Origin of the sequence: Croceicoccus marinus (assembly GCF_001661675.2) — a bacterium.
GTDB classification, from domain to species: Bacteria; Pseudomonadota; Alphaproteobacteria; order Sphingomonadales; family Sphingomonadaceae; genus Croceicoccus; species Croceicoccus marinus.
This window is the reverse complement of the sequence record NZ_CP019603.1, coordinates 380,269-405,390: the sequence shown is the minus strand read 5'-3', so window position 1 is coordinate 405,390 and position 25,122 is coordinate 380,269. Positions and strand designations below refer to the sequence as shown.

The 25,122-nt window shown below is 67.0% G+C and carries 18 protein-coding genes; 15 read left to right on the top strand and 3 right to left on the bottom strand.

Annotated elements, in window-relative coordinates; translation table 11 throughout:
* Nucleotides 1-5: 5 nt before the first annotated feature.
* Genes A9D14_RS16050 through A9D14_RS16040 form a run of 3 tightly spaced genes read left to right on the top strand, consistent with a single transcriptional unit; the run spans nt 6 to nt 4,572 of the window.
* Nucleotides 6-1,508: a TolC family protein gene (locus A9D14_RS16050; protein ID WP_087910591.1), complete on the top strand. Its 1,503-nt coding sequence runs from the start codon at nt 6-8 to the stop codon at nt 1,506-1,508.
* Complete coding sequence (locus A9D14_RS16045; RefSeq protein ID WP_066850172.1) at nt 1,505-3,277, top strand: type I secretion system permease/ATPase; 1,773 nt, start codon at nt 1,505-1,507, stop codon at nt 3,275-3,277. Before A9D14_RS16050 ends, A9D14_RS16045 begins: the two co-directional genes overlap by 4 nt.
* Nucleotides 3,274-4,572 carry an HlyD family type I secretion periplasmic adaptor subunit gene (locus A9D14_RS16040; protein WP_066850168.1) on the top strand — a complete coding sequence of 433 codons (1,299 nt, stop codon included), beginning with the start codon at nt 3,274-3,276 and terminating at the stop codon, nt 4,570-4,572. Before A9D14_RS16045 ends, A9D14_RS16040 begins: the two co-directional genes overlap by 4 nt.
* A 90-nt stretch (nt 4,573-4,662) precedes the next feature.
* Here A9D14_RS16040 and A9D14_RS16035 read toward each other — a convergent pair whose 3' ends face one another.
* Nucleotides 4,663-6,165, bottom strand: coding sequence for a M10 family metallopeptidase (locus A9D14_RS16035; RefSeq protein WP_157668285.1), 1,503 nt, complete (start codon nt 6,163-6,165; stop codon nt 4,663-4,665).
* 333 nt (nt 6,166-6,498) lie between these two features.
* Here A9D14_RS16035 and A9D14_RS16030 point away from each other — a divergent pair, with 333 nt between their 5' ends.
* From A9D14_RS16030 to A9D14_RS20180, 8 genes are all read left to right on the top strand, one after another.
* Nucleotides 6,499-7,401: an alpha/beta hydrolase gene (locus tag A9D14_RS16030; RefSeq protein WP_066850161.1), complete on the top strand. Its 903-nt coding sequence runs from the start codon at nt 6,499-6,501 to the stop codon at nt 7,399-7,401.
* A 235-nt stretch (nt 7,402-7,636) separates the two neighbouring features.
* Nucleotides 7,637-10,300, top strand: coding sequence for a TonB-dependent receptor plug domain-containing protein (locus tag A9D14_RS16025; RefSeq protein WP_066850158.1), 2,664 nt, complete (start codon nt 7,637-7,639; stop codon nt 10,298-10,300).
* 31 nt (nt 10,301-10,331) lie between these two features.
* Entirely contained in the window at nt 10,332-11,906 is a 1,575-nt protein-coding gene (locus tag A9D14_RS16020) for a tannase/feruloyl esterase family alpha/beta hydrolase (protein ID WP_066850155.1), read from the top strand.
* Between the two features lie 97 nt (nt 11,907-12,003).
* The gene (locus tag A9D14_RS16015) at nt 12,004-13,122 is read left to right on the top strand and encodes a CapA family protein (RefSeq protein WP_066850153.1); all 1,119 of its coding nucleotides are present in this window, start codon (nt 12,004-12,006) and stop codon (nt 13,120-13,122) included.
* Nucleotides 13,122-14,159, top strand: a complete 1,038-nt coding sequence (locus A9D14_RS16010) for a hypothetical protein (RefSeq protein ID WP_066850151.1) — start codon at nt 13,122-13,124, stop codon at nt 14,157-14,159. The genes A9D14_RS16015 and A9D14_RS16010 overlap by 1 nt, the downstream gene beginning before the upstream one ends.
* Nucleotides 14,160-14,162: 3 nt before the next feature.
* Nucleotides 14,163-15,533 (top strand): MmgE/PrpD family protein, encoded by a 1,371-nt coding sequence (locus tag A9D14_RS16005; RefSeq protein WP_066850150.1) that lies wholly within the window; start codon nt 14,163-14,165, stop codon nt 15,531-15,533.
* Between the two features lie 184 nt (nt 15,534-15,717).
* A complete protein-coding gene (locus tag A9D14_RS20185) occupies nt 15,718-17,316 on the top strand; it encodes a TonB-dependent receptor (RefSeq protein ID WP_232468981.1) in 1,599 nt (532 codons plus the stop codon).
* Nucleotides 17,220-18,092, top strand: coding sequence for a TonB-dependent receptor (locus A9D14_RS20180; protein ID WP_332459792.1), 873 nt, complete (start codon nt 17,220-17,222; stop codon nt 18,090-18,092). Before A9D14_RS20185 ends, A9D14_RS20180 begins: the two co-directional genes overlap by 97 nt.
* Before the next feature lie 59 nt (nt 18,093-18,151).
* Here the strand turns inward: A9D14_RS20180 and A9D14_RS15995 are convergent, their stop codons facing one another.
* The gene (locus A9D14_RS15995; RefSeq protein WP_066850148.1) at nt 18,152-18,604 is read right to left on the bottom strand and encodes a MarR family winged helix-turn-helix transcriptional regulator; all 453 of its coding nucleotides are present in this window, start codon (nt 18,602-18,604) and stop codon (nt 18,152-18,154) included.
* A gap of 31 nt (nt 18,605-18,635) precedes the next feature.
* Nucleotides 18,636-19,940, bottom strand: coding sequence for an MFS transporter (locus A9D14_RS15990; RefSeq protein WP_332459787.1), 1,305 nt, complete (start codon nt 19,938-19,940; stop codon nt 18,636-18,638).
* Between the two features lie 169 nt (nt 19,941-20,109).
* On the opposite strand from A9D14_RS15990, the gene A9D14_RS15985 reads away from it, so the two are divergent.
* The 4 genes from A9D14_RS15985 to A9D14_RS15970 are packed head-to-tail and all read left to right on the top strand — an operon-like array spanning nt 20,110 to nt 25,122.
* Nucleotides 20,110-21,537: an aldehyde dehydrogenase gene (locus A9D14_RS15985; RefSeq protein ID WP_066850142.1), complete on the top strand. Its 1,428-nt coding sequence runs from the start codon at nt 20,110-20,112 to the stop codon at nt 21,535-21,537.
* 17 nt (nt 21,538-21,554) lie between these two features.
* Nucleotides 21,555-22,109: a DUF3237 domain-containing protein gene (locus A9D14_RS15980; RefSeq protein WP_066850139.1), complete on the top strand. Its 555-nt coding sequence runs from the start codon at nt 21,555-21,557 to the stop codon at nt 22,107-22,109.
* Nucleotides 22,110-22,138: 29 nt separating this feature from the next.
* Nucleotides 22,139-22,978 (top strand): p-hydroxycinnamoyl CoA hydratase/lyase, encoded by an 840-nt coding sequence (locus A9D14_RS15975; protein WP_066850136.1) that lies wholly within the window; start codon nt 22,139-22,141, stop codon nt 22,976-22,978.
* Nucleotides 22,979-22,983: 5 nt separating this feature from the next.
* On the top strand, nt 22,984-25,122 hold the full coding sequence (locus tag A9D14_RS15970; RefSeq protein WP_066850133.1) for an acetate--CoA ligase family protein: 2,139 nt from the start codon (nt 22,984-22,986) through the stop codon (nt 25,120-25,122).

The following is a 25,122-nucleotide window of genomic DNA, read 5'->3' as shown; positions in this document are numbered from 1 at the left end:
TGGCAATGAAATTCAGGGCATGGCTGACCGGTGCGATGGGCGCGGCGCTGCTGTTTGTGCCCGCCGCCAGCGGCCAGACTGCTGATGGCGATGGCGATGGCGATGGCGATGGCGATGGCGACCCGGCCGGTCCCTCGTTGCCCACCGTGTCCGAACGTCCGCTTGAATCCAGCGAGACCGATCCGTTGCTGTCACTGGGGCGCGAGCAGGGCGATGGCGGCGGCTTCAGGGCGGCGGTCGGCCGGGCGGTCGCGCGCCATGGCAGCGTGCGCTCTGCCGCGGCGCTGGTCGATGCCGCCGACGCCCGCCGGGACGAGGCGTGGATGGGGCTGGTGCCCGATGTCCAGCTGAGCCTGCAATCGCGCGAGAGCATCGCCAGCAGCTTTTCGGGCCAGCCTGGCACCCAGTTCGAACGCACCCGCGCGCGCAGCCGCGTCGACGGAACGTTCCAGGTGCGCCAGACCCTGCTGGATTTCGGCGTGACGGGCGCCAATATCGACGCCGCCGGACAGCGCCTGCGCGCCGCGCGCGAGGATCTGGACGCTACGCGCGAGCAGGTCGCCATGTCCGCCATCGCCGCATGGTACGACGTGTTCGCCGCCCGCGCGCTGGTCGGCCTCAGCGACAGTTTCGTGGCCGAACAGGAAGGGCTGGTCGCCGACCTGGAACAGCGCATCGCCAGTGGCTTTTCGGCGGAAGGCGATATAGCGCGGCTGCGCTCCTCGCTGGCGCTGGCGCGCACCAACCGGGCGCGGTATCGCCGCATGCTGGCCGGGGCGGAAGCCGCCTATGTCGAATTCATCGGCGCGCCCCCGCCCCAGGATCTGCAGCGAGCACCCGCGCCCGAAGTGCCCGCCGTAACCGCCGAGATGGCGGCTTTTCTAGCCCGCCGCACGCCATCGGTCCTGTCGGCGGAGGCCGAGGCCCGCGCCGCGCGCGACGATGCCAGGGCCGCGAAGGGTGAACGCCTGCCGGTGATCGACGGCTCGCTCGAGGGTGGGCGCTATGGGCTGGTGCGCGACGAATACAACGGCGATTACGACATTCGCGCCGTGCTGACCCTGCGGCAGAACTTTTTCACCGGCGCATTCCCGCGCGCCCGCGGGGCCAGCGCACAGGCCCGCGCCGCCGATGCAAGGGCCGACGCCGTGGCCGACGAGGCTGCCCGCGCCGCCGCCATCGCCTGGGCCGATGTCGACAGCCTGGAGCTGGAGCTTGGCGCGCTGGCCGACAATTACGTCGCCAGCCGGCAGACCCGCGACGTGCTGGCCCTGCGTTTCGAGGCCGCGCGCGGCGACCTGCTGGACGTGATGCTGGCGCAGGACAGCTTCTTCGCCATCGCGGCCCGCTATATAGAGGTGCTCGCCGACCGCGACGCCGCCCGATACGTGCTGCTGGCAAGAACCGGGCGGCTGATCGACGCGCTGGGACTGCCGCAGGACGACGAAGCTGCGCTTCCGCAAGATTGGGGCAGCGTCCCCGACGAAGGCGATATTCCCCCAACATGACCGACAACGACATGGACATCGCGGCGCGCCCGCCGCGCATCGCCGACTGGCTTTCGGGCCCCATCCGCGAGAACCGGCCGATCTATATGCGGATCGCGCTGGCGGCGCTGTTCACCAATCTGTTCGCGCTGGCCGCCAGCATCTTCACCATGGTCGTCTATGACCGGGTGCTGCCCAACGACGCGGTGGATTCGCTGATCGCGCTGTCCATCGGCATGGGCATCATCATCCTGTTCGACGTCGTGCTGAAGCTGCTGCGCGGCTATTTCACCGATTTCGCGGGCGCGCGCGTGGACCGCGCCATCGGTACGTCGGTGTTCCGCCAGCTGATCGCGATCCGCTTCGGCAGCCGCCGCGGTTCGACCGGCGCGCAGGCCGGCCTGATGCGCGAGCTTGAGACATTGCGCGACTTCTTCGCCAGCGCGACTGTTACCGCGCTGGTCGACGTGCCCTTCGCGCTGATCACGCTGGTGCTGATCTTCGTGATCGGCGGCCCGGTCGTGCTGGTGCCGCTGGTCATCATTCCGCTGGTCGTTCTGTCGGGCTGGCTGCTGCAACCGGTGCTGAACCGGCTGAGCGCGGCGGCGATGAAGGATGGGCTGGGCAAGCAGACCGTGCTGGTCGAGACGATCGGCGGGCTGGAAACGGTCAAGGCCAGCGGTGCCGCGCCGATGCTGGAACGGCGCTGGGACCGCGCGCTGCAGGATCATGCGGGCATATCGCTGCGGCAGAGGCTGGTGTCTAACCTGGCGGTCACGCTGGCGCAGGCGGGCCAGATGATGAGCTATGTCGGCGTCGTCATCGTGGGCGTGGACCTGGTGGGCGACGGCGATCTGTCGCTGGGCGGGCTGCTGGCATGTTCGATCCTGGCGGGCAGGGCGGTCGCGCCGCTGACCCAGCTGACGCAGCTGCTGTCGCGGCTCACCTCCACCCGCGTCGCCTATGCGCAGATCGACCGGCTGATGCAGCAGGAGAACGAGGTGACGGAGGACCGCCGCCTGTCTCCGCCCGCCTTGCGCGGCGAGATCGAGATGCGCGACCTCACCTTCTCCTATCCGGGCGGGGCGAAGGCGCTGGACAATGTCTCGTTCCGTATCGCGCCGGGCGAGAAGGTGGCGATCATCGGGCGCGTCGGCTCGGGCAAGTCGACCATCGCGCGCCTGCTGCTGGGCCTGTACGAGCCGGAGAGCGGGGCCGTCATGGTGGACGGATCGGAACTGCGCCAGTTCGAGCCTGACGTGCTGCGCCGCCGGATCGGTTCGGCGCTGCAGGAAACGGTGCTGTTCTCGGGCACGGTGCGCGACAATATTACGCTGGGCCGCGACGACATCGACGACGAGGAAATGCTGCGCGCCGCACGCCTGTCGGGCACGGACGAGTTCATGTCGGTGCTGCCCAACGGTTATGAACGCAAGCTCGCCGACCGGGGCGAGGGGCTGTCGGGCGGGCAGAAGCAGTCGATCGCGCTTGCCCGCGCGCTGGCGGGCAGGCCCGACGTGCTGCTGCTGGACGAACCTTCCAGCCACATGGACACGCAGGGCGAAGCCGCGCTGCTGGACCGGCTGCAGGGCGAACTTGCGGACCGGACGCTGGTCGTCATCACCCATCGCACGCCGTTCCTGCAGCTGGTCGACCGGCTGATCGTGGTCGACCGCGGGCGCATCGTGGGCGACGGCCCGCGCGACGAGGTGCTCGCCCGCATGCGCGGCCAGCAGGGTGCGCGCGTAACCACCAGCACCGCCGCGATCAACGACGGGAACGCATCATGACCACGCTTGTCGAGGATCGCATGGCGAATATCGCGCCCGCGCGCGCGGCGAACTGGCTGCTGTATGCCGTGACCGGCTTCGTCGCCGTCTTCCTGCTGTGGGCGGCGTTCGCGCAGCTGGACGTGACCGTGCGCGGGCAGGGGCGGGTGGTACCGTCATCGCAATTGCAGGTGGTGTCCAATCTGGAAGGGGGCGTGGTCGAACAGATCCTCGTCTCCGCGGGCGAACTGGTCCGGCAGGGCGCCCCGCTGGTCCGGCTGGACGCGACCGAGACGGGATCGAGCCTGTCGGCGGCCGAGGCTACCTCCGCCGCGCTGGCGGCCCGCATCGCCCGGCTCGAGGCGGAGGTCGCCGGCAGGGCTCCGCGCTTTCCGGTGACCGGGTCGCCCCGACTGGCCGAGCAGGTGGAGATCGAGCGATCGCTTTATTCCAGCCGCCAGTCCGACCTTGCCAGCCTGACCAGCGCGGCGCGCGCCCGCGTGGCGCAGGCCGAACGCGCGGTCGCCGAAGCGCAGGCGGCAGCCGAAGCGCGGCGCGAGAACGCCCGCGCCGCGCGCGAGGAGCTGGAGCTGGTCCGCCCGCTGGTCGAAAGCGGGGTGGAGCCGCGCCTGTCGCTGATCCAGGCGGAAAGCCGCGCGTCGGTCGCGCAATCCGAAGTATCGGCCGCCGCAGCCGGCGTCACCCGCGCGCAATCCGCGGTAGCCGAGGCGCGGGCCAGCATGTCGCAGCAGGTGCAGGACTGGCGTTCGCGCGCAGCGGCGGAACTGGCCGAGGCGCGCGGCGAACTGGCCGCCAAGCGCGAGGCGCAGCCCGCACTGCGCGGGCGCGTGGACCGCACCGTGCTGCGCGCGCCGCTGTCGGGCCGCGTCAACCGCGTGCTGGTCAGCACGGTGGGCGGATCGGTCGCCCCCGGCGAGCCGCTGGTCGAGATCGTGCCGTCGGACGATTCGCTGATGGTCCAGGCGCGCATCCGTCCGCAGGACATCGGCTGGGTCGCCATCGGCCAGCCCGCGCGCGTCAACATCACCGCCTATGACCCCACGGTCTATGGCGGCCTGCCGGGCGAGGTCGTGACGATCAGCCCAGATACCACGCTGGACGAGCGCACGGGCGAAAGCTTCTATGAAGTCGAGGTCCGCACCCAGGCCCAGGCGATCACCGACAATGCGGGGCGCGAGTTGCCGATCGGGCCGGGCATGACTGCCGAAGTCTCGCTGATCGGCGAGAAGCGTTCGGTGCTGAGCTATATATTGCGGCCCTTCACCCGGCTTCAGCAGCGCGCCTTTACCGAATAGGCCCGGGAAGGACACGGTAGCGGCGAACGAAAAAAGGGCCGCGGGAACGGATCCCGCGGCCCTTTTCGCTGGACATCATGCCTGGGCGGATCAGCCCATGTAGACGTCCGCCGCGGTCAGTTCCGCGCCATTGTCGAACACCAGCGTCAGGTCCACCGCACCGTCGCCGTCGAAGTCGGCTTCGAGGAAGCCGGCGCCGAAGTCGATGGCGGTATCTTCACCCGCCAGCGCCGACAGGTCGATCAGGTCTTCGCCGGCGAGGAAGTCGGTGATCGTGTCGGTGCCGCCGTCCTGGAACACGAACACGTCTGCGCCGCCGTTGCCGGTGAGCGTATTGTCCAGCTCGTTCGCGATGATGATATCGCGATATTCCGAACCGACCGCATTCTCGATCATGGTGCCATAGGCGATCGAGATATTCTCGTAGTTCACCGCATTCACGCCAGTGTATCCGGTGTCGATGGAGATATCGCGGGCGTTGTTGCTGATGTACCGCGACGAGATCGAGTCGATCGTCGCCTGGTCGACACCGCCGATGTAGTCGACTTCGCCGGTTTCGTAATACAGCTCAAGCGCGTTGGCGTTGATTTCGGCCGCACTCGGAATGGCCGATCCGCCCGACGAGAACTCTCCGTCGTTGAGGTTCAGTACGGTACCGCCGAAGAAGCCCGAGAAGTCGAGCGTATCCTCGCCCCCTGCGTCGTAGATCGACAGATAGGGGAAGGGGTTGGCGTCGAAATCATAGACTTCGCGATCGGCGGTCGAATTGAAGCCATAGGTGGTGTCGCCGGTCCGCGTCGTCGGATCCGCGCCATACTTTTCCTGGATGACATAGATGTCATGCAGCAGCGGGGTCTGGGGATTGTTGAACTGCAACAGGTCCCAGTTCACGATGCGGGCACCGGTTTCCTGCGCCGACCAGTAGGACATGATCGTGTACTGCTCGGAATCCTGGGCATATTCGGCGTAGTTCGCATAGCTCAGCGGAAGGTCCGGGTCGTAGTTGTAGTTGCCCGGATGGCTGAGGCCGAGCGCATGGCCCAGCTCGTGCACCAGCGTCGTCGCGCCATAGCCGCCATAGCCCAGCCAGGCGTTGGTCCAGTTGACCGCGGGATCGGCCACGAACACGTCGCCTAGGTATTTTTGCCCGCCCTTTTCACTGGGATAATAGGCATAGGCCTGCGCCGGATCGGTCGAGTTGGCGAACTGGATGTCCGCGCCGCGACCTTCGGTTTCGACGAACTCGGGTGCGACCAGATCGTCCCACAGGGTGATCGAATCGCGCGCCTCGGCCTCTTGCGCGGCAGAGAAGGCGGCAAGCCCCTCGCCTGCGGTGAAGCCGTAGTTCTTGTTGTTGTAGATGCCGATCAGCCCGTCACCTTCGTCGAGGAAGGTATAGGTGATCTTGCCGTTGGCCGTGACCTTCTGCGATCGGCCCGAATCGATCTGGTCTTCCACACCGTCGAGATCGAAGATCGGCTTGCCGCGGAAAGTACCGCCTACATAGTTGTCGAGATTGAACTGAAGTGGATTTTCGATTGATAGAAGATCACCGACGCGACCCAACTCGTCAATATCATGCCTGAGTTTCAATGAAGCCTCCTTAAATCGGACAGCATTGGCGCCAGGTGGGAATATACCCCGGCTCGGCAACAAAGTAACACGCCGACACACTATCCAGTCCCATTATTAGGATAGTAACCATTGCGACCATGTTGGCAAGGGTTTCGATTTCAAGTGTAATCATTTGGCAATTCTAATGCTGCGTAAGCCCGGTTTGCCGCGATTGAGCAGACATAAGGTTCATCAGCAGGTTGTGAAAACGACCGCTGCAAGCGCTTGCAACGCTTTGTTGTGTCTGATAACAATCCTCCACCGACATGATGCGATCACTTCAGAGTCGCACTTTCGGGAGAGGAGTTTCGGATGTTCCGCGCCATATCGGGAATGCTTCTGACATGCGGCCTTCTGCTTGCCGCACCGGCCTGCGCGCAGGAGCGGACCATGCGGCTGCACGACGGTCCCGCGCCCGGTTCGCAGGACTGGGCCTTTCCCGAACGGATCGAGGTGTCGGGACCAGAGCGGATCGTCCACAATGTCCGCGATCCCGAAATCAGCGTCTATCCCGCCGATCCGGCCAAGGCGAATGGCACGGCGGCGATCGTCCTGCCCGGCGGCGGTCTTCGCATATTGAGCGTGGGGGATGACACGCAGGCCCTGATCGAGCGGCTGAATGCGCAGGGAATTACCGCCATCCTGCTGAAATATCGGCTTTTGCAGATCGATCCCGATGCCCCGCCGGCCGCCCCGCCGCCGGGCGATCCGCCCAAAGTGCAGATCGTGAACGGCAATGCCAACCCCGCGCGCGGCAATCCGGCGCTGGACGAGGTGCTGGCCTTTGCCACCGACGATGCCGAACGGGCGATGCGCTATGTGCGCGCCCATGCCGGCGAGTGGGGCGTGGATCCGCAGCGGATCGGCATGATCGGAACCTCGGCGGGGGGCGGGGTGGCATTTGGCGCCTTGCTGGGCGGCGATCCGTCGGTGCGGCCCGCCTTCATCGTGTCGAATTTCGGACCGGCTTTGCAGGATGTCGCGGTCGGCGGCGATGCGCCGCCGCTGTTCCTTGCGGTGGATGCCCATCACGGCCCCGTCACCGACGGTATCGTCGCGCTGCACCAGATCTGGGCCGCTGCCCGCGCACCGGTGGAACTGCACGTCTATGACGTTCCGGCACGCGACATGACGGTGGCCCTATGGGGCGACCGTCTGTTCGCATGGCTTGGCGAGCAGGGCTTCATGGGCGCGGCAGGGGAGCACGCCCGGTGACAATGCGCGCCAGTCTTTCGGCCGCTACGCGCCGCGTTTTGGCCAGCCTGGGACGCGAAAGGGCGCAGTTTTGGCTCCGCCGGGCGCATCGCACAGGTGGCGGCGGGCGGTGTGGGTATCTCGCAAGTGATTAAGGAATGAATATTCTGGTTCTTGTGTTGCAATCACTGCTGCAAGGGCTTTCATCGATCTGACGCGCATTGGCGCCACCAACGATAAAATAGGGAGAACAAGCATGAATGTCAGGATGACCACGCGGCTTGCATGCGCTGCCTCGCTGATAGCGATGTCCGCCCTTGCGGATCCGGCCTTGGCGCAGGACCTGCCGGCACAGGGTTCGCCAACACCGGCGACTACGGCGCAGGAGGACAATGTCCCCGCGCCCAATCCGCTGGGGGGCGACATCATCGTCACCGGCAGCCGGATCCGCGGCGTCGACGCTGTCGGATCCAATGTGATCAGCATCGGCGTGGACGAGATCGCGCAGGAACCCGTCGTCTCGACCAGCGACCTGCTGCGCCGCGTGCCGCAGGTGGTGTCGCTGGGCGCGAACCGGCAGGGCGGCAGCGCGCAGAACGGCGCGGCCAATGCGACGCGCGCGGGCGGCATCAATCTTCGCGGCATTTCGACCAATGCGACGCTGCTGCTGTACAATGGCCGCCGTTTTCCGCCGCAGGGCACGCAGGGGCAATATACCGACCCTTCGGTCATTCCGACCATCGCGCTTGAGCGGGTCGAGGTCGTGGCCGATGGCGCGTCGGCGATCTATGGATCGGATGCGATCGCGGGCGTGGTCAATTTCATCCTGCGCCGCGGCATGGACGGGGCGGAGTTCCGCGCCCGCTCGGGCTTCAGCGAAAGCAATTATGCCGAGCAGCAGCTGTCGGGCATCGCCGGGCAGGACTGGGGCAGCGGCTGGGTGACCGTCGCGGGCGAATATAGTCATAATTCCGCGCTGTTCGGCCGCGATCTCGATTTCTACCGGCTGGACAACAGGGATCGCGGCGGGCGCGATTTCCGTTCCACCAATTGCGATCCGGGTACCATCACCGCCGGGGGGCAGAGCTATGCCATCCCGCAGGGCGGCGTCGCTCCGGGCGAGGGGGGATCGCTGGTCGCGGGCACCGCCAATCGCTGCGACCTGACCGGATACGAATCCGTGATCCCGTCGGAAAGCCGCTATAGCTTCGTGGGCAATGTCTCGCAGGAGCTGGGGTCCAGCGTGCGGCTGTTCGCCGACGGCTTCTATTCGCACCGCAAGGGCGAAATCGCCGGGACCAGCGCGATCAACGCCGTGGTGCCCAGCAGCAATCCGTTCTTCGTGTCGCCGGTGGCGGGCGCGGAATCGGTCAATGTCGCATATTCGCTGACCCCCGCGTTCGGGCCGGACGTGAACCCCTATGAAGGCACGTTCTGGAACGTCGCGGGCGGGGTCGAGGTGCGCGCCTTCTCCGACTGGAGCGTGACCGCCTATTACCAGCATGGTGAGAGCGAGGATATCGCCGACCGGCGGGTGGGGCTGAATAACGGGGCGCTGAACGCCGCGCTGGCCGATACCAATCCGGCGACCGCGCTCAACCTGTTCGGCGGGCCCAACAATCCCGACACCATCGCGGCGATCCGCGACCGGCTGTTCGTGATCTATGGCAAGACCAAGCTGGACGTGGTCAATGTGCAGGCCGACGGTTCGCTGTTCGATCTGCCCGGCGGCGCGGTCCGGCTGGCCGTGGGGGGCGAGTACCGCGACGAATATACCTTCACCAGCCTGGACATCGGATCGAGCGCCGCGTCGATGGTGATCGCCGATGGCGGATCGCGCGACGTCAAGGCGGTGTTCGGCGAGCTTTACGTGCCCATCGTGGGCGGCGGCAACGCCATGCCGGGGATCGAGGAGCTGTCGCTGTCGGTCGCAGGCCGGTACGAGGAATACAGCGACTTCGGATCGACGACCAATCCCAAGATCGGCGTCACCTGGCGCCCGTTCGATGCGCTGTCGCTGCGCGGCAGCTATGGCACGTCGTTCCGCGCGCCGACCTTTACCGAGGTGTCGGAGATCGCGGGCGGTGCGGGCCTGTATTACGACCGCGACCAGCCGGGGCCGGACGGCACGCTGATCAACGGCATCGGCATCGCGGGCGGCAATCCCGACCTGCAGCCCGAGACCGCGACCACCTGGTCGCTGGGCGCGGAGTTCGAGGCGGGCAGCGACATTCGCCTGACCGCGACCTATTTCGACATCGACTACAAGGACCAGATCATCGCGCTGCGCCGCACGCCGGGTTACCTGACCAACCCCGCCTATGCGCCGTTCCGCATCCTGAACCCCACCGACGAGCAGGTGGCCGCGCTGATCGCGTCGGGGCTGCCGGTCAATTCGCCGATCGACACCACGGATGTGTCCTTCATCGCCGACGGGCGCCGCCAGAACCTGGGCCGCACCATCGTGCGCGGCTTCGACTTCGGCATACTGGGCGCATGGGATTTGGGCGAGGTGACGATGGACGGCGCGGTGCAGGGCACGTGGTACACCAAGTACTCGTTCGAATCCGTGCCGGGACTGGGGCTGCGCGATGTCGCGGGCACGATCAACAACCCGCAGGACTATCGCCTGCGCGCAGACATCGGGGCGAAGTGGGACAGCTTCAGCGCGCGGCTGACCTGGAACTACCTGCCCGGTTACGACAACGACACGGTGACGCCGGTTCAGGAGGTTTCCGACTATAGCACGTTCGACCTTGTGATGGGCTGGGACGTCAATGACGCGTTCCGCTTCGGCATCGACGTGCGCAATCTGTTTGACGAGGAACCGCCCTTTGTCGATGTCGACCGCGGCTATGATCCGCAATCGGCCAACCCGCTGCCGCGCACCATCGCCGTCACGGCGGGGGTGAAGCTGTAGCCGTCATGGCGATGCGCGACGGGAGGATGGCATGATCGGCATCACGCTGACACTGGCGGCAGGGCTGGTTGCCCCGATGCTTGCTCAGGCTTCCGCCGCCGCGTCGCCCGCGGCGGGCACTTGGCAGGCGGATTGCGCCGCGCTGGCCGGGCGCGATGGCGAAATGGTGGTCAGCGCCGCGGCAGTCACGCCCGATCCGCTGTTCGTGGCGGATCCCGATGCGGGCGCCCGCGCGGTGCCCGTGCATGACGCGTTCTGCCGCGTCGAGGGGCGGATCGAGGGCAATATCGGCTTCGAGGTGTGGCTGCCTCGCCAGTGGAACAAGCGGCTGCTGGGTGCGGGCGTGGGCGGTCCGGCGGGGGTCTATAACCATGCCCACATGGCGGCGCGCCTGGCGCAGGGCTTTGCCACCGTCACCACCGACGGCGGGCACAAGGCTTCGCAGGAACGCTGGATGGCCGATCCCAAGGCGCGCGTGGATTACGAGCACCGCGCGGTGCATTTGTCGACGCTGGCCGCCAAGACGCTGGCCGCGCGCTTTTACGGCGAGGCGCCCGCGCGTGCCTATTTCACCGGCTGTTCCGGCGGCGGGCGGCAGGCGCTGAAGGAGATGCAGAACTATCCCGGCGATTACGACGGCATATTGGCGGGTGCGCCGGGCCCCTACATGCCGCTGCAATCGGTTCGCATGCTGTGGTTCGCGCTGGAACAGCAGCGCAAGCCGAAGGGCGCTCTGCGCGAGCAGGACTGGGCGCTGTACGAAGCCAGCGTGACCAAGGCCTGCGACGCCAGCGACGGCGTGCGCGACGGCATCGTCGAGAACCCCGCGACATGCCGGTTCGACACCGCGCGATTGCTGTGCAGGCCGGGCCAGGCGGAAGGCTGCCTGACCGCGCCGCGCCTTGCGATGCTGGATGCCATCATTTCGCCCATGACCGACGAGGACGGTGCGCCGATGGACGGGGGGCTGTTCCCCGGCGTGCGCACGCGGCCCGGGCCGCCCTCGCCCCTATTGCGCGCGATGTGGGCGGACGGGGTGCATGACGATCCCGACTGGGACCCCATGAGTTTCTCGCGCAGCGGCGACCTGGCCAAGGCCAATGCGGCGATGCCCGAGCTGCGCGCCGACCGGACCGCGATCAGGCCCTTCATCCAGGGCGGAAGCAAGGCGATCATCTATCAGGGCTGGCAGGATCCCTCGACCAATGCCGGGCCCACCATCGACTATTACGCCGCGCTGGCGCGCGAGCATGGCGGCGTCGCGGCGCTGTCCGATGCGGTGCGCCTGTTCATGGTGCCGGGCATGTATCACTGCCAGGGCGGACCGGGCGCTGACATCTTCGGCGGATCGGGGCAATTCCCGCTGGCCGCGGGGGCCGATCCCACGCGCGACATGCTGTGGGCACTGATCCGCTGGGTGGAGGATGACCGCACGCCCCAAAGCATCGTGGCGGCGCGCAATCCCGCCAGCGCGCCGGGGCTGACCCGCCGCCTGTGCCCGTTCCCGCAAAGCGCACGCCACCGCGCCGGAGAGCTGCCCGACGAAGCCGGGTCCTTTACCTGCGAGGACGATCCCGCCCTTCGCGCCATGCTGGACCGGCCGTGACCCAGTGCCGTCCTTCCCGTTCCCTCTCGATGCGAGATGATCTGCCGATGATGTTCCTTTCCCCCCGCAAGGCCCTTCCCGCCCGCGAGACTCGTGCATGAGCGCTCCCCATATCCTGCTGGCCACCGGCGACATCGCGCTGGACCGGGAGCATTACGACGAAAGCTTCGTCGCCACGGCGGATGTGCTGCGCGCCGCCGACGTGACCTTCGGACAGCTTGAGACCAGCTTCGCGTCGGGCGGCACGCGCCTGCCGCAGGCCCGCCACGCGGTGATGGCGCGGCCAGAGGGGGCGGCCGCACTGGGCGTGGCCGGGTTCGACTGCATCTCGATGGCGGGCAACCATTGCCTCGACTGGGGGAACGAGGCTCTGGTCGAGACGCGCGACAATCTGCGCGCGGCGGGTATCCGCGTGGTGGGCGCCGGGGCCAATATCGCCGAGGCGCGCACTCCTTCGTTCTTCACCCTGCGCGACGGCACACGGCTGGCGATGCTGGCCTATTGCTCGATCCTGCCGCAGGCCTATTGGGCCGAGGAGCGCCGCGCCGGCTGCGCCCCGATGCGCGCCTTCACCCATTACGAGCAGATCGAGCACGACCAGCCCGGCACCCCCGCGCGTGTCCATACCTGGCCGCACCAGGGCGACCTGGAGGCGATGCAGGAAGACATCCGCAAGGCGAAAAAGCAGGCCGACCTGGTCTTCGTGTCGCACCACTGGGGCATCCATTTCGTGCGCGCATCCATCGCCGACTACCAGCGCGACGTCGCCCGCGCGACCATCGCGGCGGGGGCCGACGCGATCCTGGGCACCCATGCCCATGTGCTGAAAGGCTGTGAGATGATCGAGGGCAAGCCCGTGTTCTATTCGCTGTCCAATTTCGCGGTCGATCTTCGCATGGACGAGGCGCACGCCAAGTCGAAAAGCTGGAACGAGATCCGCGTCCTGGCCGAGGAATGGGAGCCCGATTTCGAGGGGCTGTTCAATTTCCCGACCGAAAGCCGCAAGAACATCGTCGCCCGGCTCGAGATCGCGGGCGGCAAGCTGCTGCGCGCGGGGTTCCTGCCGCTGACCATCGGGCGCGACGCGGTGCCGCGCTTCGCCCCGCCCGGCAGCGAGGAGCATGCCAATATCGTCGACTACATGACCGCCGTCACGCGCGAGGCGGGGCTGAACGCGCGCTACTCGGTTACCGACGACATGGTGGTGGTATCGTGATGGGCCGCAAGAGCCTCATCTCCGTGCTGCCGATCGAGGGGTGGATCGTGTTCTACCTCCTCCTCTATCTGCCCAATGCGATGATCACCAAGCTGCTGACCAGCCAGGTCCATCCGGGGCTGGGCCGGCCGCTGACGGGGCTTGAGACATTGCCCGCGTCGCTGACCGTGTCGCTGGTGCTGACCTATCTGTTCATCTGGCTGTCGGGCTGGCACCGCGACGCGCATGGCGTGCAGCTTGGCGGCACGCGGGTGCCGCTGCCCACGCGCTATACCGCGCTGTCGGGGCTGGGCACGGCGATGGTGCTTTTCACCGTGCCGATGTCCTTCACCATCGAGGGGGTGTCGATCCCCTTCATGCAATTGCTGATGCGCGGCGACATATTGATCATCGCGCCGGTTGTCGACCTGATGTTCGGGCGCAAGGTGCGCTGGTGGAGCTGGACCGCGCTGGTCATGGTGCTGCTGGCGCTGGCGCTGACCCTGTTCGACCGCGGCGGGCTGAAGCTGCCGCCGATCGCGATCGCGACGGTGGTGTTCTATACCCTGGGCTATTTCCTGCGCCTGGTGGTGATGAACAAGACCGCGAAGGACGGCGATCCCGCGACGGTGCGCCGCTATTTCGTCGAGGAGAAGATCATCGCCCTTCCGCTGTCGGTCGCCGCTCTGGCGGTGTTGTCGGCCACCGGCATCGGCGGCCAGCCGGGCGAGCTGGAATGGGGCTTTGTCGAGGTCTGGACCGATCCCGCGATGTGGCCGATCTTCTGGATCGGGTTGACCCTGACCGCGATTTCGGTGGTGTCGATCATCATCCTGCTCGACCCCCGCGAGAATGCATTCTGCTTGCCGCTGGAACGCGCGGCCAGCCTGGTCGCTGGCGTGGGCGCGGCGCTGCTGCTGGCCTGGTTCTGGGGCCTGGAACACCCCCGCGATGCCGAGCTGGTGGGCGCAGGGATCCTGATCGCGGCCATCGTGCTGCTGTCGGTCGCGCCGCGCATCGATGCGGCGACCCGGCGGGCCCGGGCGGAATCGGCCTGAGCCATGGCAGAGGGCGTCACCGACCGGCTGTGCGCGGCCTATGCGGCGATCGGATACGACGATCTGCCCGAAAGCACCGTCGCGGCCTGCAGCCGGGTGCTGCTGGATGCGACCGGGGTGATGCTGGCCGCCAGCGGCATGGCGGCAGAGGCGCGCCCCTTCATCGAGCTGGCCGCAAGGTCGCCCGGCCCGTGCACCATACTGGGCACCGGGCTGACCGCCGCCGCGCCGCAGGCGGCGCTGGCCAATGGCGCGCTGGCCCATGCGCTGGATTACGAGGATACGTTCGATGCCGCTTTCGCGCATCCCAATGCCTCGCTGGTCCCGGCGCTGCTGGCGCTGGCGCAGGAAAAGGGCGGCATCGACGGCAAGCGGCTGATCGCGGCCATCGCGGTCGGATGCGACCTGTCCTGCCGTATCGGGCTGGCGCTGGACCGGCCGATGGAGGAGGGGGGCTGGTATCCCCCGCCGATCAATGCCGCGTTCGGCGCGGCGCTGGGCGCGGCGCATCTGCTGGCGCTGGATGCGCGGGCGCTGCGCGATGCGCTGTCGATGATGCTGTGTCAGGCGGTGATGCCGGGCGAGATCAAGTACTCGCAGCGCACCGTGCTGCGCGCCGTGCGCGAGGCGTTTCCCGCGCAGGCCGCCGTCACCAGCGCGCAGCTGGCCGCCGGCGGCGTCGCCGGGGTCGAGGCTCCGCTGGAAGGCCGCGCCGGGTTCTATGCCCTGTTCGCGGGCGGCGAATTCTCACCCGAGAGGCTGACCGCGGGGATCGGCGAACGCTTCCTGGTGGAAGAGCTGACCTTCAAGCCATGGCCCAGCTGCCGAGGCACGCATCCCTTTATCGAGATCGGGCTGGAACTGGCCGCCGCCGGTCCGGACCGGATCGAGAGCATCGAGGTCGAGGTCAGCCCGGTCCAGCAGATGCTGGTCGAACCGCCGGAGCGCAAGCGCGCGCCCGAAGTGGTGATCGATGCCAAGTTCTCGATCCCCTTCGCCATGGCGGTGGCGATCGTGCGGGGCAGGGCGGGGCTTGACGATTTCTCTGCCGCAGCGCTGCGCGATGAGGCGATACTGGCGATGGCGCGGCGGATTTCCGCGCGGATCGCCGCCGACCCGGCGCTGGACCGCGGCGCGGGGGGCGCGGCGACCGTGAGGCTGAAGGATGGCACGCACCGCAGGGATCAGATTCCGCTGGCACGCGGCGCGCCCTCGCGCCCGATGAGCGAGGACGAGCTTGCCGCGAAATTCGCCGATTGCGCCTCGCGCGCGGCCGTGCGGCCCGGGGAAGACCAGGTCCGCAAGCTGGCCGATGCGATCCGCGATCCATCCGCCATCACCAATATGAGGAGCCTGTTCGAACCCATTTCCTGACCTGCATGGCTGACCGGCGGCGATGCCCGAAAGCCCTGACCCCCATCCGTGAATGCAAGCTGCGCCGGGACCTGTTTTGGCGTAACGATATTGTTGTTGGCTATATCTGTTATCCTTGATAACAATAGCGACACAAGACGATGTGACTCGGCGCAAAAGCCGGGAACCGGATTGGGGGAGATTGATGATGGTTTTCAAGACACCGCAGCTGCGCGTCCGTCGTGTGTGCAAGTCCCGTCTGATGGGCGGTTCGGCCCTGCTGATGCTGGCGGCGACGTCCGCCCTTCCGGCCGCCGCGCAGGTCGCGGGCACCACCGGCAACACGCAGCAGGAAGTGCGCGAGCAGCAGGGCGCCGAGCCGATCGTCGTGACCGCCCGTCGGCGCGAGGAGAGCCTGCAGGAAACGCCGATCGCGATCTCCGCCTTCAGCGCCGAGACGCTGCAGGAACGCCAGATCACCCAGACATCCGACCTGGAACGGATCACCCCCAGCCTGCAGTTCAAGCCCGCCGGGCAGCTTTCGGGCAATAGCGCATCGTCGGTGGTCTTCATCCGCGGTGTCGGTCAGCTGGACCCCACGGCGGCGGTCGATCCGGGCGTCGGCATCTATATTGACGAGGTCTATGTCGGCCGCGCGGTCGGCGGCACCATCGAATTCGGCGACATCGCCAGCGTCGAGGTGCTGCGCGGACCGCAGGGCACCTTGTTCGGGCGCAACACCATCGGCGGCGCGATCCTGGTTCGTACCAAGCAGCCCGAGTTCGGCGAATTTTCCGGCGACGGCCGCTTGCGCGTGGGCGAGGACGATCTGTTCGAGGGTTTCGCCGCGCTCAACCTGCCCATTGGCGAGACGATTGCGGCGCGCGTTTCGGGCGGTTTCCGCAAGCGCGACGGCTATGTCATTCGCGCGTTCGACGGGCTGGACCTGGGCAATGACAACAGCCGCACGCTGAACGGCGCCTTGCGCTGGGAGCCGGCCTATAATCTGGAAGTGTCGCTGCGCGCCGACTATACGAAGCGCAAGGAGAACGGCGCGCCCTTCGTCTTTGCCGGCATCAACGAGAATGCGCCCGTTCCCGCCATCGTCAGCGTGGCCGCGGGCTGTCCCGGCGCGACGATCCCATTCGCTCCGCTGGCGCCGGGCGATCCGAATTTCGGCGCCCCCTTCGTGCCCGATATCGACGATGCGCGCTGCGCCAATGATTTCCAGGAACTGGGCAAGTACACCAATGGCGGCACCGCCAATGTCATGAGCATGTCCGAGGTTTGGGGCATGTCGGGCACCGCCACGCTGGACCTGTCGGACAGCATCACGCTGAAGAGCATCACGGCCTATCGATCGACCGAATCGCGTGGCATTCGCGATGCGGACAACACGCCGTTTTTGATCATCACCACCGACGTGGGATCGCAGTCCGACCAGTTCAGCCAGGAAGTTCAGCTGCAATACGATTCGGGGCCGCTCAGCGGCATTCTGGGCGCGTATTACTTCGATGAGGACACCAACGAGCGGGCCACCGTGCCGCTGTCGTTCCCGCCGTCGCCGCCGGTGATCGGATCGATTCTGGCGGGCGGGCCGGGTACGCGCGACCTGCAGTTCTCGGACCTCGAAACGCGGTCGATCGCGGTATTCGGCGAGGCTTCGGTCGAAGTCGTCACCGATCTCGAGCTGACGGGCGGGCTACCCTGCCCGATCCCGACCCGCTTCCGACCGAGGCGATCCCCGAAGGCGGATCGCTGTTCATCTATGACGAACCGTTCCGCGACACATTCAGCGCGCTGACCGGATCGGCGAGCGCGGCCTATCGCTTCACCGACTGGCTGAACGGCTATGTCTCCTATGCGCGCAGCTTCAAGTCGGGCGGGTTCAACACCCGCTATAACGCGCCGCCGCCGGGTTTCGAGCCGGTGCCTTTCGGCGAGGAGACGGTCGACAGCTATGAAGTCGGCGCCAAGATGCAGCTGGGCGATTTGCGGCTGAACCTGGCGGCGTTCCAGGCGGATTACAGCGACATCCAGCTGGTGTTCCGCCAGGGTGTGGTCCCGCTGCTGTTCAACGCGGGCAAGGCGCGGATCCGCGGGTTCGAGGCGGAGGCGAGCTATCACCCGTTCGGCAGCGGGCTCCGGCTGGATGCGGGGATGAGCGTGCTGGACGACCAGATCAAGTCGATCACCGAAGTGCCGGGCGCGACCGCGACCGTGCAACCGGGCGACGACCTGCCGCTGACTCCGTCGTTCCAGGGCAATTTCGCGATCGGCTACGAATTCGACGTCGGCACCGACTATACCGTCACGCCGCGTTTCGATGGCAGCTATACCTCAAGCCTGGTGTTCATTACCGGCAGCGTGCCCGAGATCGAGCAGGACGGCTATTTCGTGGGCAATGCCTCCATCGAGCTGGAGTTCATGGACCGGTACCGGCTGCAGGCCGGCGTCATCAACCTGTTCGACAAGGATTACCTGATCCAGGGCAACGCATCGCTGGGCACGCTGGGCTATGCGGAAAAGATCTATGCCCGCCCGCAGAACTGGTACGTCCAGCTTTCCGCGGAGTTCTGACGCGCGGGTTCCGCTGGCCGGGGGCAGGTCGCTTGATGCGCCTGTTCCCGGCGGCGGGATCAGTCCGCGTTCTCGCAATTGCGGCGGATGGCGTTCAGCGTGGCGATCAGCGCCGCGACCTGCTTTTCGTCCAGCCCTTCCAGCGCCTTTGCCTCGCGCGCCTGGATGCGGGCGAGGCTGGCGGCCAGCTGATCCTGGCCGCGCGGGGTCAGGGACAGGGTCACGGCCCGGCGGTCGCTTTCGTCCCGGCCGCGCGTGACCAGTTCCGATTTCGTCAGGTCGCCGATCATCGTGACCATGTTCGCGCGCTGGATGTCGAGCATGCGCCCGACTTCGCCCTGCCGGATGCCCGGATTGGCCGAGATCACCGACAGCACGGCAAAGGACACCTGGCTTATGCCAAGCCCGTCCACCGCCTTTTCGAAATCCTTGCGCATCGCGCTGGACGTGCGGCGGAAATGATAGCCGGCCAGACGGTCGAGCGGGCCCAGATTGTCGCGCGCTTCGTTCATGCAGGTCTGTCCGGTGATGCGGGTCGGTCGGTCATGTCGCAATCGCATGGCGCACGATTAGCAGCAGCACAAGTGCGGCCGCCAGCGACCCCAGCGCCATCAGCAGCGCCACCGTGCCCAGCCCATAGCCCGCGGCGAACAGGAAGCCGGCCAGCGCGGGCGCCAGCGCCGATCCGCCGCGACCGATGCCGATGACCACCCCGGTGGCCGATGCGCGCAGGGCGGTGGGAAAGGCCGCCGCCACCACCGCGTAAAGCCCCACCACGCCCGCATTGGTCGCAAATCCAGCCGCTGCCGCGGTGATCGACAGCGATGCAAGATCGCTTTGCGACTGGCCGAACCAGATCACCATCAGCGACGATGCGGCCATCGCGACCACCGTCAGCCAGAACACCCGTACGCGAATGGTCAGCAGGCCCAGCAGCGCGCTGCCCAGCAGGCCGCCCACACTGGCCCACACCAGCACCCCTGCCGCGGCGGAAGGTTCGAAGCCCATGTCGGCGACGATCTTGGGGATCCATTTCAGGATGAAATAGAACGTCATGATATGCGCGAAATAGACGAAGGTCAGCGCCAGCGTGGGGACCATGTGCTGGCCGTTCATCAGCGTGCGCAGGCCCGCCTTTTCGCGCTGGACCTCCACCTCGGGCAGGGCGTCGATGGTGGGCTTGCCCATGCGGACCAGCGTGCGGTTCACCTTGGCGAGCGCGCCCGCCGGGCGGCGGTGCATCAGGAATTCGATCGATTCCGGCGCGCAGAACCAGACCAGCGGCACGAACAGCGCCGCGACGATCGCGCCGAACTGAAAGATCGCGCGCCAGTCGTACATCGCCAGCAATTGCGCCGCCACGCTGCCGCCGATGACATTGCCCAGCGGATAGCCCGCGGCCATCATCACCACGCACAGCGACCGAAAGCGGCCATTGGCGACCTCTGCCGTGGCGGCATTGGTGGCGGCCAGCATCCCGCCCAGCCCCAGCCCGGTGCCCACGCGCCAGGCCGACAGCGACACCACCCCGCCCGCGGTCGATGCGCCGAACATGCCCAGCGCGATCACGCCAAGGCACGCAAGGATGGTGGTGCGCCGGCCATAGCCGTCGGCCAGCCGCCCGAACACGATGGACCCGACCGACATGCCGATCAGCTCCATCGACAGCACCAGTCCCAGCGCCGCGCGGTCGATCCCCCATTCCGCCGCGATACCGGGCGAGGCGAAGCTGATCGACAGCACGTCGAACCCGTCCAGCGCGATCAGCCCGATCATGATCGCCACGACCGACCACTGGAAGCGGGTCATCGGGCCCGATTCGATCGTCTTGCGGGGGTCCATTTCCATCATCCTCTCATGCGGTTCATATTGCCGCCGCTTCGTCGCGTGATGCTTTCATAAGGCGATATTGTTATCTTGCACAACTTCCAAGCAGCGGGATGCGTTTTTTCAGGCTGCAGGTGCTTGCACGAGGCTTCGGTCATTGTTATGACCTATAACAACCAAGGAGAGGAACATGGCAGACAAGCCCGGGCGGTCCACCGCCGAAGAATTTTCGCGCCTCGACCCGCTGACGGGTGAGGTCGCTTCCACCGCGCCCGCCATGAAGGCCGACGACATTCCGCATATCGCCGAAAAGGCGCAGGCCGGATTCGCCGAATGGTCGCAGATGGGCCCCAACGCCCGCCGCGCAGTGCTGAACAAGGCGGCCGATGCGCTGGAATCGCGCAAGGACGATTTTGTTGCCGCGATGATGACCGAAACCGGATCGACCGCGGGCTGGGCCATGTTCAACCTGGGCCTTGCCGCGGGCATGGTGCGCGAGGCTGCGGCCATCACCACCCAGATCGCGGGCGAGGTGATCCCGTCGGACAAGCCCGGCTGCCTGGCCATGGCGCTGAAGGAGCCGGTGGGCGTGATCCTGGGCATCGCGCCGTGGAACGCGCCGATCATCCTGGGCGTGCGCGCCATCGCGGTACCGCTGGCCTGCGGAAACAGCGTGATCCTGAAGGCGAGCGAGAACTGCCCGCGCACCCATGCGCTGATCATCGAGGCTTTTGCGGAAGCCGGCTTCCCCGAAGGCGTGGTCAATGTCGTGACCAACGCGCCCGAGGATGCTGCCGAGGTGGTCGGCGCGCTGATCGATGCTCCGCAAGTCAGGCGCATCAATTTCACCGGATCGACCGCGGTGGGCCGGATCATCGCCAGGCGCGCGGCCGAGCATCTGAAGCCCTGCCTGCTGGAACTGGGCGGCAAGGCGCCGCTGATCGTGCTGGACGATGCCGATCTGGACGAGGCGGTGAAGGCGGCGGCGTTCGGCGCCTTCATGAACCAGGGCCAGATCTGCATGTCGACCGAGCGGATCATCGTTGTCGACTCGGTCGCCGACGCCTTTGCCGAGAAATTCGCCGCCAAGGCGGGCAGCATGGCCACCGGCGACCCGCGAAAGGGCAATACTCCGCTGGGCGCGGTCGTGGACCGCAAGACGGTCGATCACGTCAATGCGCTGATCGAGGATGCGAAGGGCAAGGGCGCGAAATTGCTGACCGGCGGCACCGCCGACAGCGTGCTGATGCCCGCCACCGTGGTCGACGGCGTGACCGATGCGATGAATCTGTACCGCGACGAAAGCTTCGGCCCCGTCGTCGCCATGATCCGCGCCCGCGACGAGGCGCATGCGATCGAGCTGGCGAACGACACGCAATATGGCCTGTCCGCCGCGGTCTTCACCCGCGACACGGCACGCGGTCTGCGCGTCGCCCGGCAGGTCAGGTCCGGCATCTGCCACGTCAACGGCCCAACCGTCCATGACGAGGCGCAGATGCCTTTCGGCGGGGTCGGCGCATCGGGCTATGGCCGGTTCGGCGGCAGGCAGGGCATCGACAGCTTTACCGAGACGCGCTGGATCACGATGGAAACCCAGCCCGGCCATTTCCCGATCTGACCGGCAGGGCGTAACCGATGCGTAGATCCATCATCGCCGCCGCGGCCGCAGCAGGGCTGGCATCGGGCGCGGCGGCGCAGGACCCGTCCGGCCCCGATCGGTCCGGCCCCGCCGCGCCCAAGCCCGCGCTGGAATGGGCCTTTTCGGTCCGGGTCGAGGTCGATCCCGCGATCGAGCAGGGCGAGATCGACGGCGGCATCAGCCGCTTCATCCCGATCACCGGGGGCGAGGTCTATGGCCCAAGGCTGACCGGCACGGTGCTGCCCGGTGGCGGCGACTGGCAAATCATCCGCAAGGGCGGGCTGAGCGACATCGAGGCGCGCTATTTCCTGAAGGCCGAGGACGGCACGGTGATCGAGGTCCACAACCCCGGCGTGCGCGTCGCGGACGAGGCGACCATCGAGAAGCTGCGCATCGGCGAGCCGGTGCCGCAGGACAGCTATTATTTCCGCACGCAGCCGCGCTTTCGCGTGGCGGACGGCCCGCACCATTGGCTTGAGCGGCAGGTCTTCGTCGCGCGCGGCGTGCGGTTTCCGGACCGCGTGATCATCGATTTCTATTCGGTCGAATAGGCCGGCATCTTTTCCTCAAGGAGCATTCCATGACCAGGACCACCACCGCAAGCGGCACCGTCGCATACGAGATCGTCGACCGCGTCGCATGGCTGTATTTCAACCGCCCCGACAAGCGCAACTGCATGAGCCCGACGCTGAACGACGACATGAATGCCGTGCTGGACGAGCTTGAATATCGCGACGATTTCGGCGTGCTGGTGCTGACGGGCGAGGGCACGGCATTTTCCGCAGGCATGGACCTGAAGGAATATTTCCGCGAGACCGAGGCCAAGGGGCTGGGCGCGACCCGCGCGGCGCAGCGTTCGTCCTATGGCTGGTGGCGGCGGCTGCGCTGGTACCAGAAGCCGACCATCGCCATGGTCAACGGCTGGTGCTTTGGCGGCGCCTATGGCCCGCTGTTCGCCTGCGATCTGGCTTTTGCGGCGGAAGATGCGCAGTTCGGCCTGTCGGAGATCAACTGGGGCATCCTGCCCGGCGGCGGCGCGACCAAGATCATCCGCGAGCTGACCAATTTCCGCAACGCCATGTATCACGCGATGATGGGCGAGAACGTCGACGGCAAGACCGCCGCCGAATGGGGGCTGGTGAACGAGGCGGTGCCCGCCGACCGGCTGAAGGAGCGCGTTAACGACGTCGCGCAGGTGCTGTTGCAGAAGAACCCGGTCGCGCTGAAGGCCACCAAGGACGCGATCCGCCGGGTGGGCGAGATGACCTATGACAATGCCGAGGATTTCCTGGTCCGCGCGCAGGAAGCCGCCAACAGCTACGACAACGAGGGGCGCAAGGAAGGCATCAAGCAGTTCATCGACGAGAAGAGCTACAAGCCGGGCCTGGGCGCCTATGATCTGAACAAGCAAAAGAGCTGATCGCCATGACCACCGACAGCCTGACCGCCGCCGGAGCCGACAATACGGCAGGCGCGCCCGACGTGGCGCGGCTGCTGCGGCCGCGATCCGTCGCCATCGTGGGCGCGTCGCCCACGCCCGGCGCGCTGGGCAATTCGGTGATGCGCAACCTCGACCGGCTTGGTTTCGTGGGCGATCTGCATCTGGTGAACCCCAGGCGTTCGGAGATCGACGGGCGGCCCTGCGTCGCCTCGATCGACGACCTGCCCGAAGGGGTCGACGTGGCGGTGCTGGCGATACCCGGCCCCGCCGTGCTGGACAGCGTGCGCGCGCTGGCGCGGCGAGGGGCGGGCGCGGCGATCATCTTTTCCGCCGGCTTTGCCGAGGGCGGCGACGAAGGGCTGGCCGCACAGGCCGAGATCGGCGAGATCGCGCGCCGGTCGGGCATGGTGATCGAGGGGCCCAATTGCCTTGGCATGGCCAATTTCCTCGACAGAATTCCGCTGACCTTTGTCGAGATTCCGCCCGTCCCGCGGCGTGCGGGCCGCAATATCGCGCTGGTGTCGCAATCGGGCGCGATGGCCATCGTCGAGACCACGACATTGATCGCCAAGGGGCTGGGCCTCTCCTATTTCATCTCGACCGGGAACGAGGCGGCGTCGGGCGTCGAGGATTATGTCGAGCAGATGCTGGACGATGCCGATACGCAGATCATCGGCATGATCGTCGAGCAGTTCCGCGATCCGGCGCGCTTCCTGTCGCTGGCGCGGCGCGCGGCCGAGATGGGCAAGCCGATCGTGCTGCTGCATCCCGGAAAGTCCGCAGCGGCGCGCGAATCCGCCGCCACCCATACCGGGGCGATGGCGGGCGATTACAGCGTGATGCGGACCAAGGTGCGCGATGCGGGCGTGGTTCTGGTCGACAGTCTTGAGGAACTGGGCGACGTGCTCGACCTGGCGGCGCGTGCGCCGCGCCCGCCGGTCGGCGCGGCGGCAGTGCTGACCGAAAGCGGCGCGTTCAAGGCGCTGACGCTGGATCTGTGCGAGCAGATCGGGCTGGACCTGCCGCACCCATCGGACCGGGCAAGCGCGCTGCTGCGCGAGGGGCTGCCGGATTTCATCCCGGTGTCGAACCCGATGGACCTGACCGCGCAGGCGCTGGTCGATCCCGATCTCTATCGCCGCACGCTTCAGGCGCTGCTGGCCGATCCGCAATATGGCAGCGTGGTCTTTGCCGTGATCCAGACCGACGCACCGACCAGCGACCGCAAGTTCCCCGCCGTGATCGCCGCGATGGAGGAGCTGACGCCCGAAACCCCGGTGATCTTCGCGGGCATGGACGACGGGGCCGAAGTGCCCGCCCATTATATCGAGCGGCTGCGCGAGCTTGGCGTGTCCTATTTCCCTTCGCCCGACCGCGCCTTTCGCGCGATCCGGCGCTATGGCGAGGCGATGGAACGCGCGGCGGCGCGCTCTGCGCTTGAACCGGTTGCCATCGACCTGCCGCTTGCGGGCACGATCCCCGAATACCGGGCCAAGCAATTGCTTGCCCCCGTCGGCATACCATTCCCGCCCGGCGGCTTTGCGCGCAGCGCGGACGAGGCGAAGGCGGTGGCCGCGCGGGTCGGCTATCCGGTCGCATTGAAGGCGCAGTCCGCAAGGCTGAGCCATAAAAGCGATGCGGGCGGCGTGATCCTGAATGTCGCGGACGATGTAGCGATGGACCAGGCATGGAACCGGCTTCATGCCAATGTCGCGGCTTACGACGCCTCGCTGACGCTCGACGGCGTGCTGGTCGAGGCGATGGGCAAGCGCGGCGTGGAGATGATCGTCGGCGCGAAGAACGATCCCGATTGGGGCCCGGTCATACTGGTCGGCTTCGGCGGGGTGCAGGCGGAACTGCACCAGGATGTGCGGGTGATCGTGCCCGATCTGTCGGCAAAGGCGATCGAGGCGGAACTGCTCGCTTTGAAGGGCGCGGCGCTGCTGACCGGGTTTCGTGGTTCGACCCGGCTTGACGTCGCGGCCTTGGCCGCGCTGGTCGAAAGGCTGGGCGCGGCGGTTCGCGGGACGCCGGGCATTCGCGAAATCGACCTCAACCCCGTGGTGGTGCTGCCCGAGGGCGAAGGATGCAGCGCGCTGGATGCGCTGATGCAGGCGGGCTGA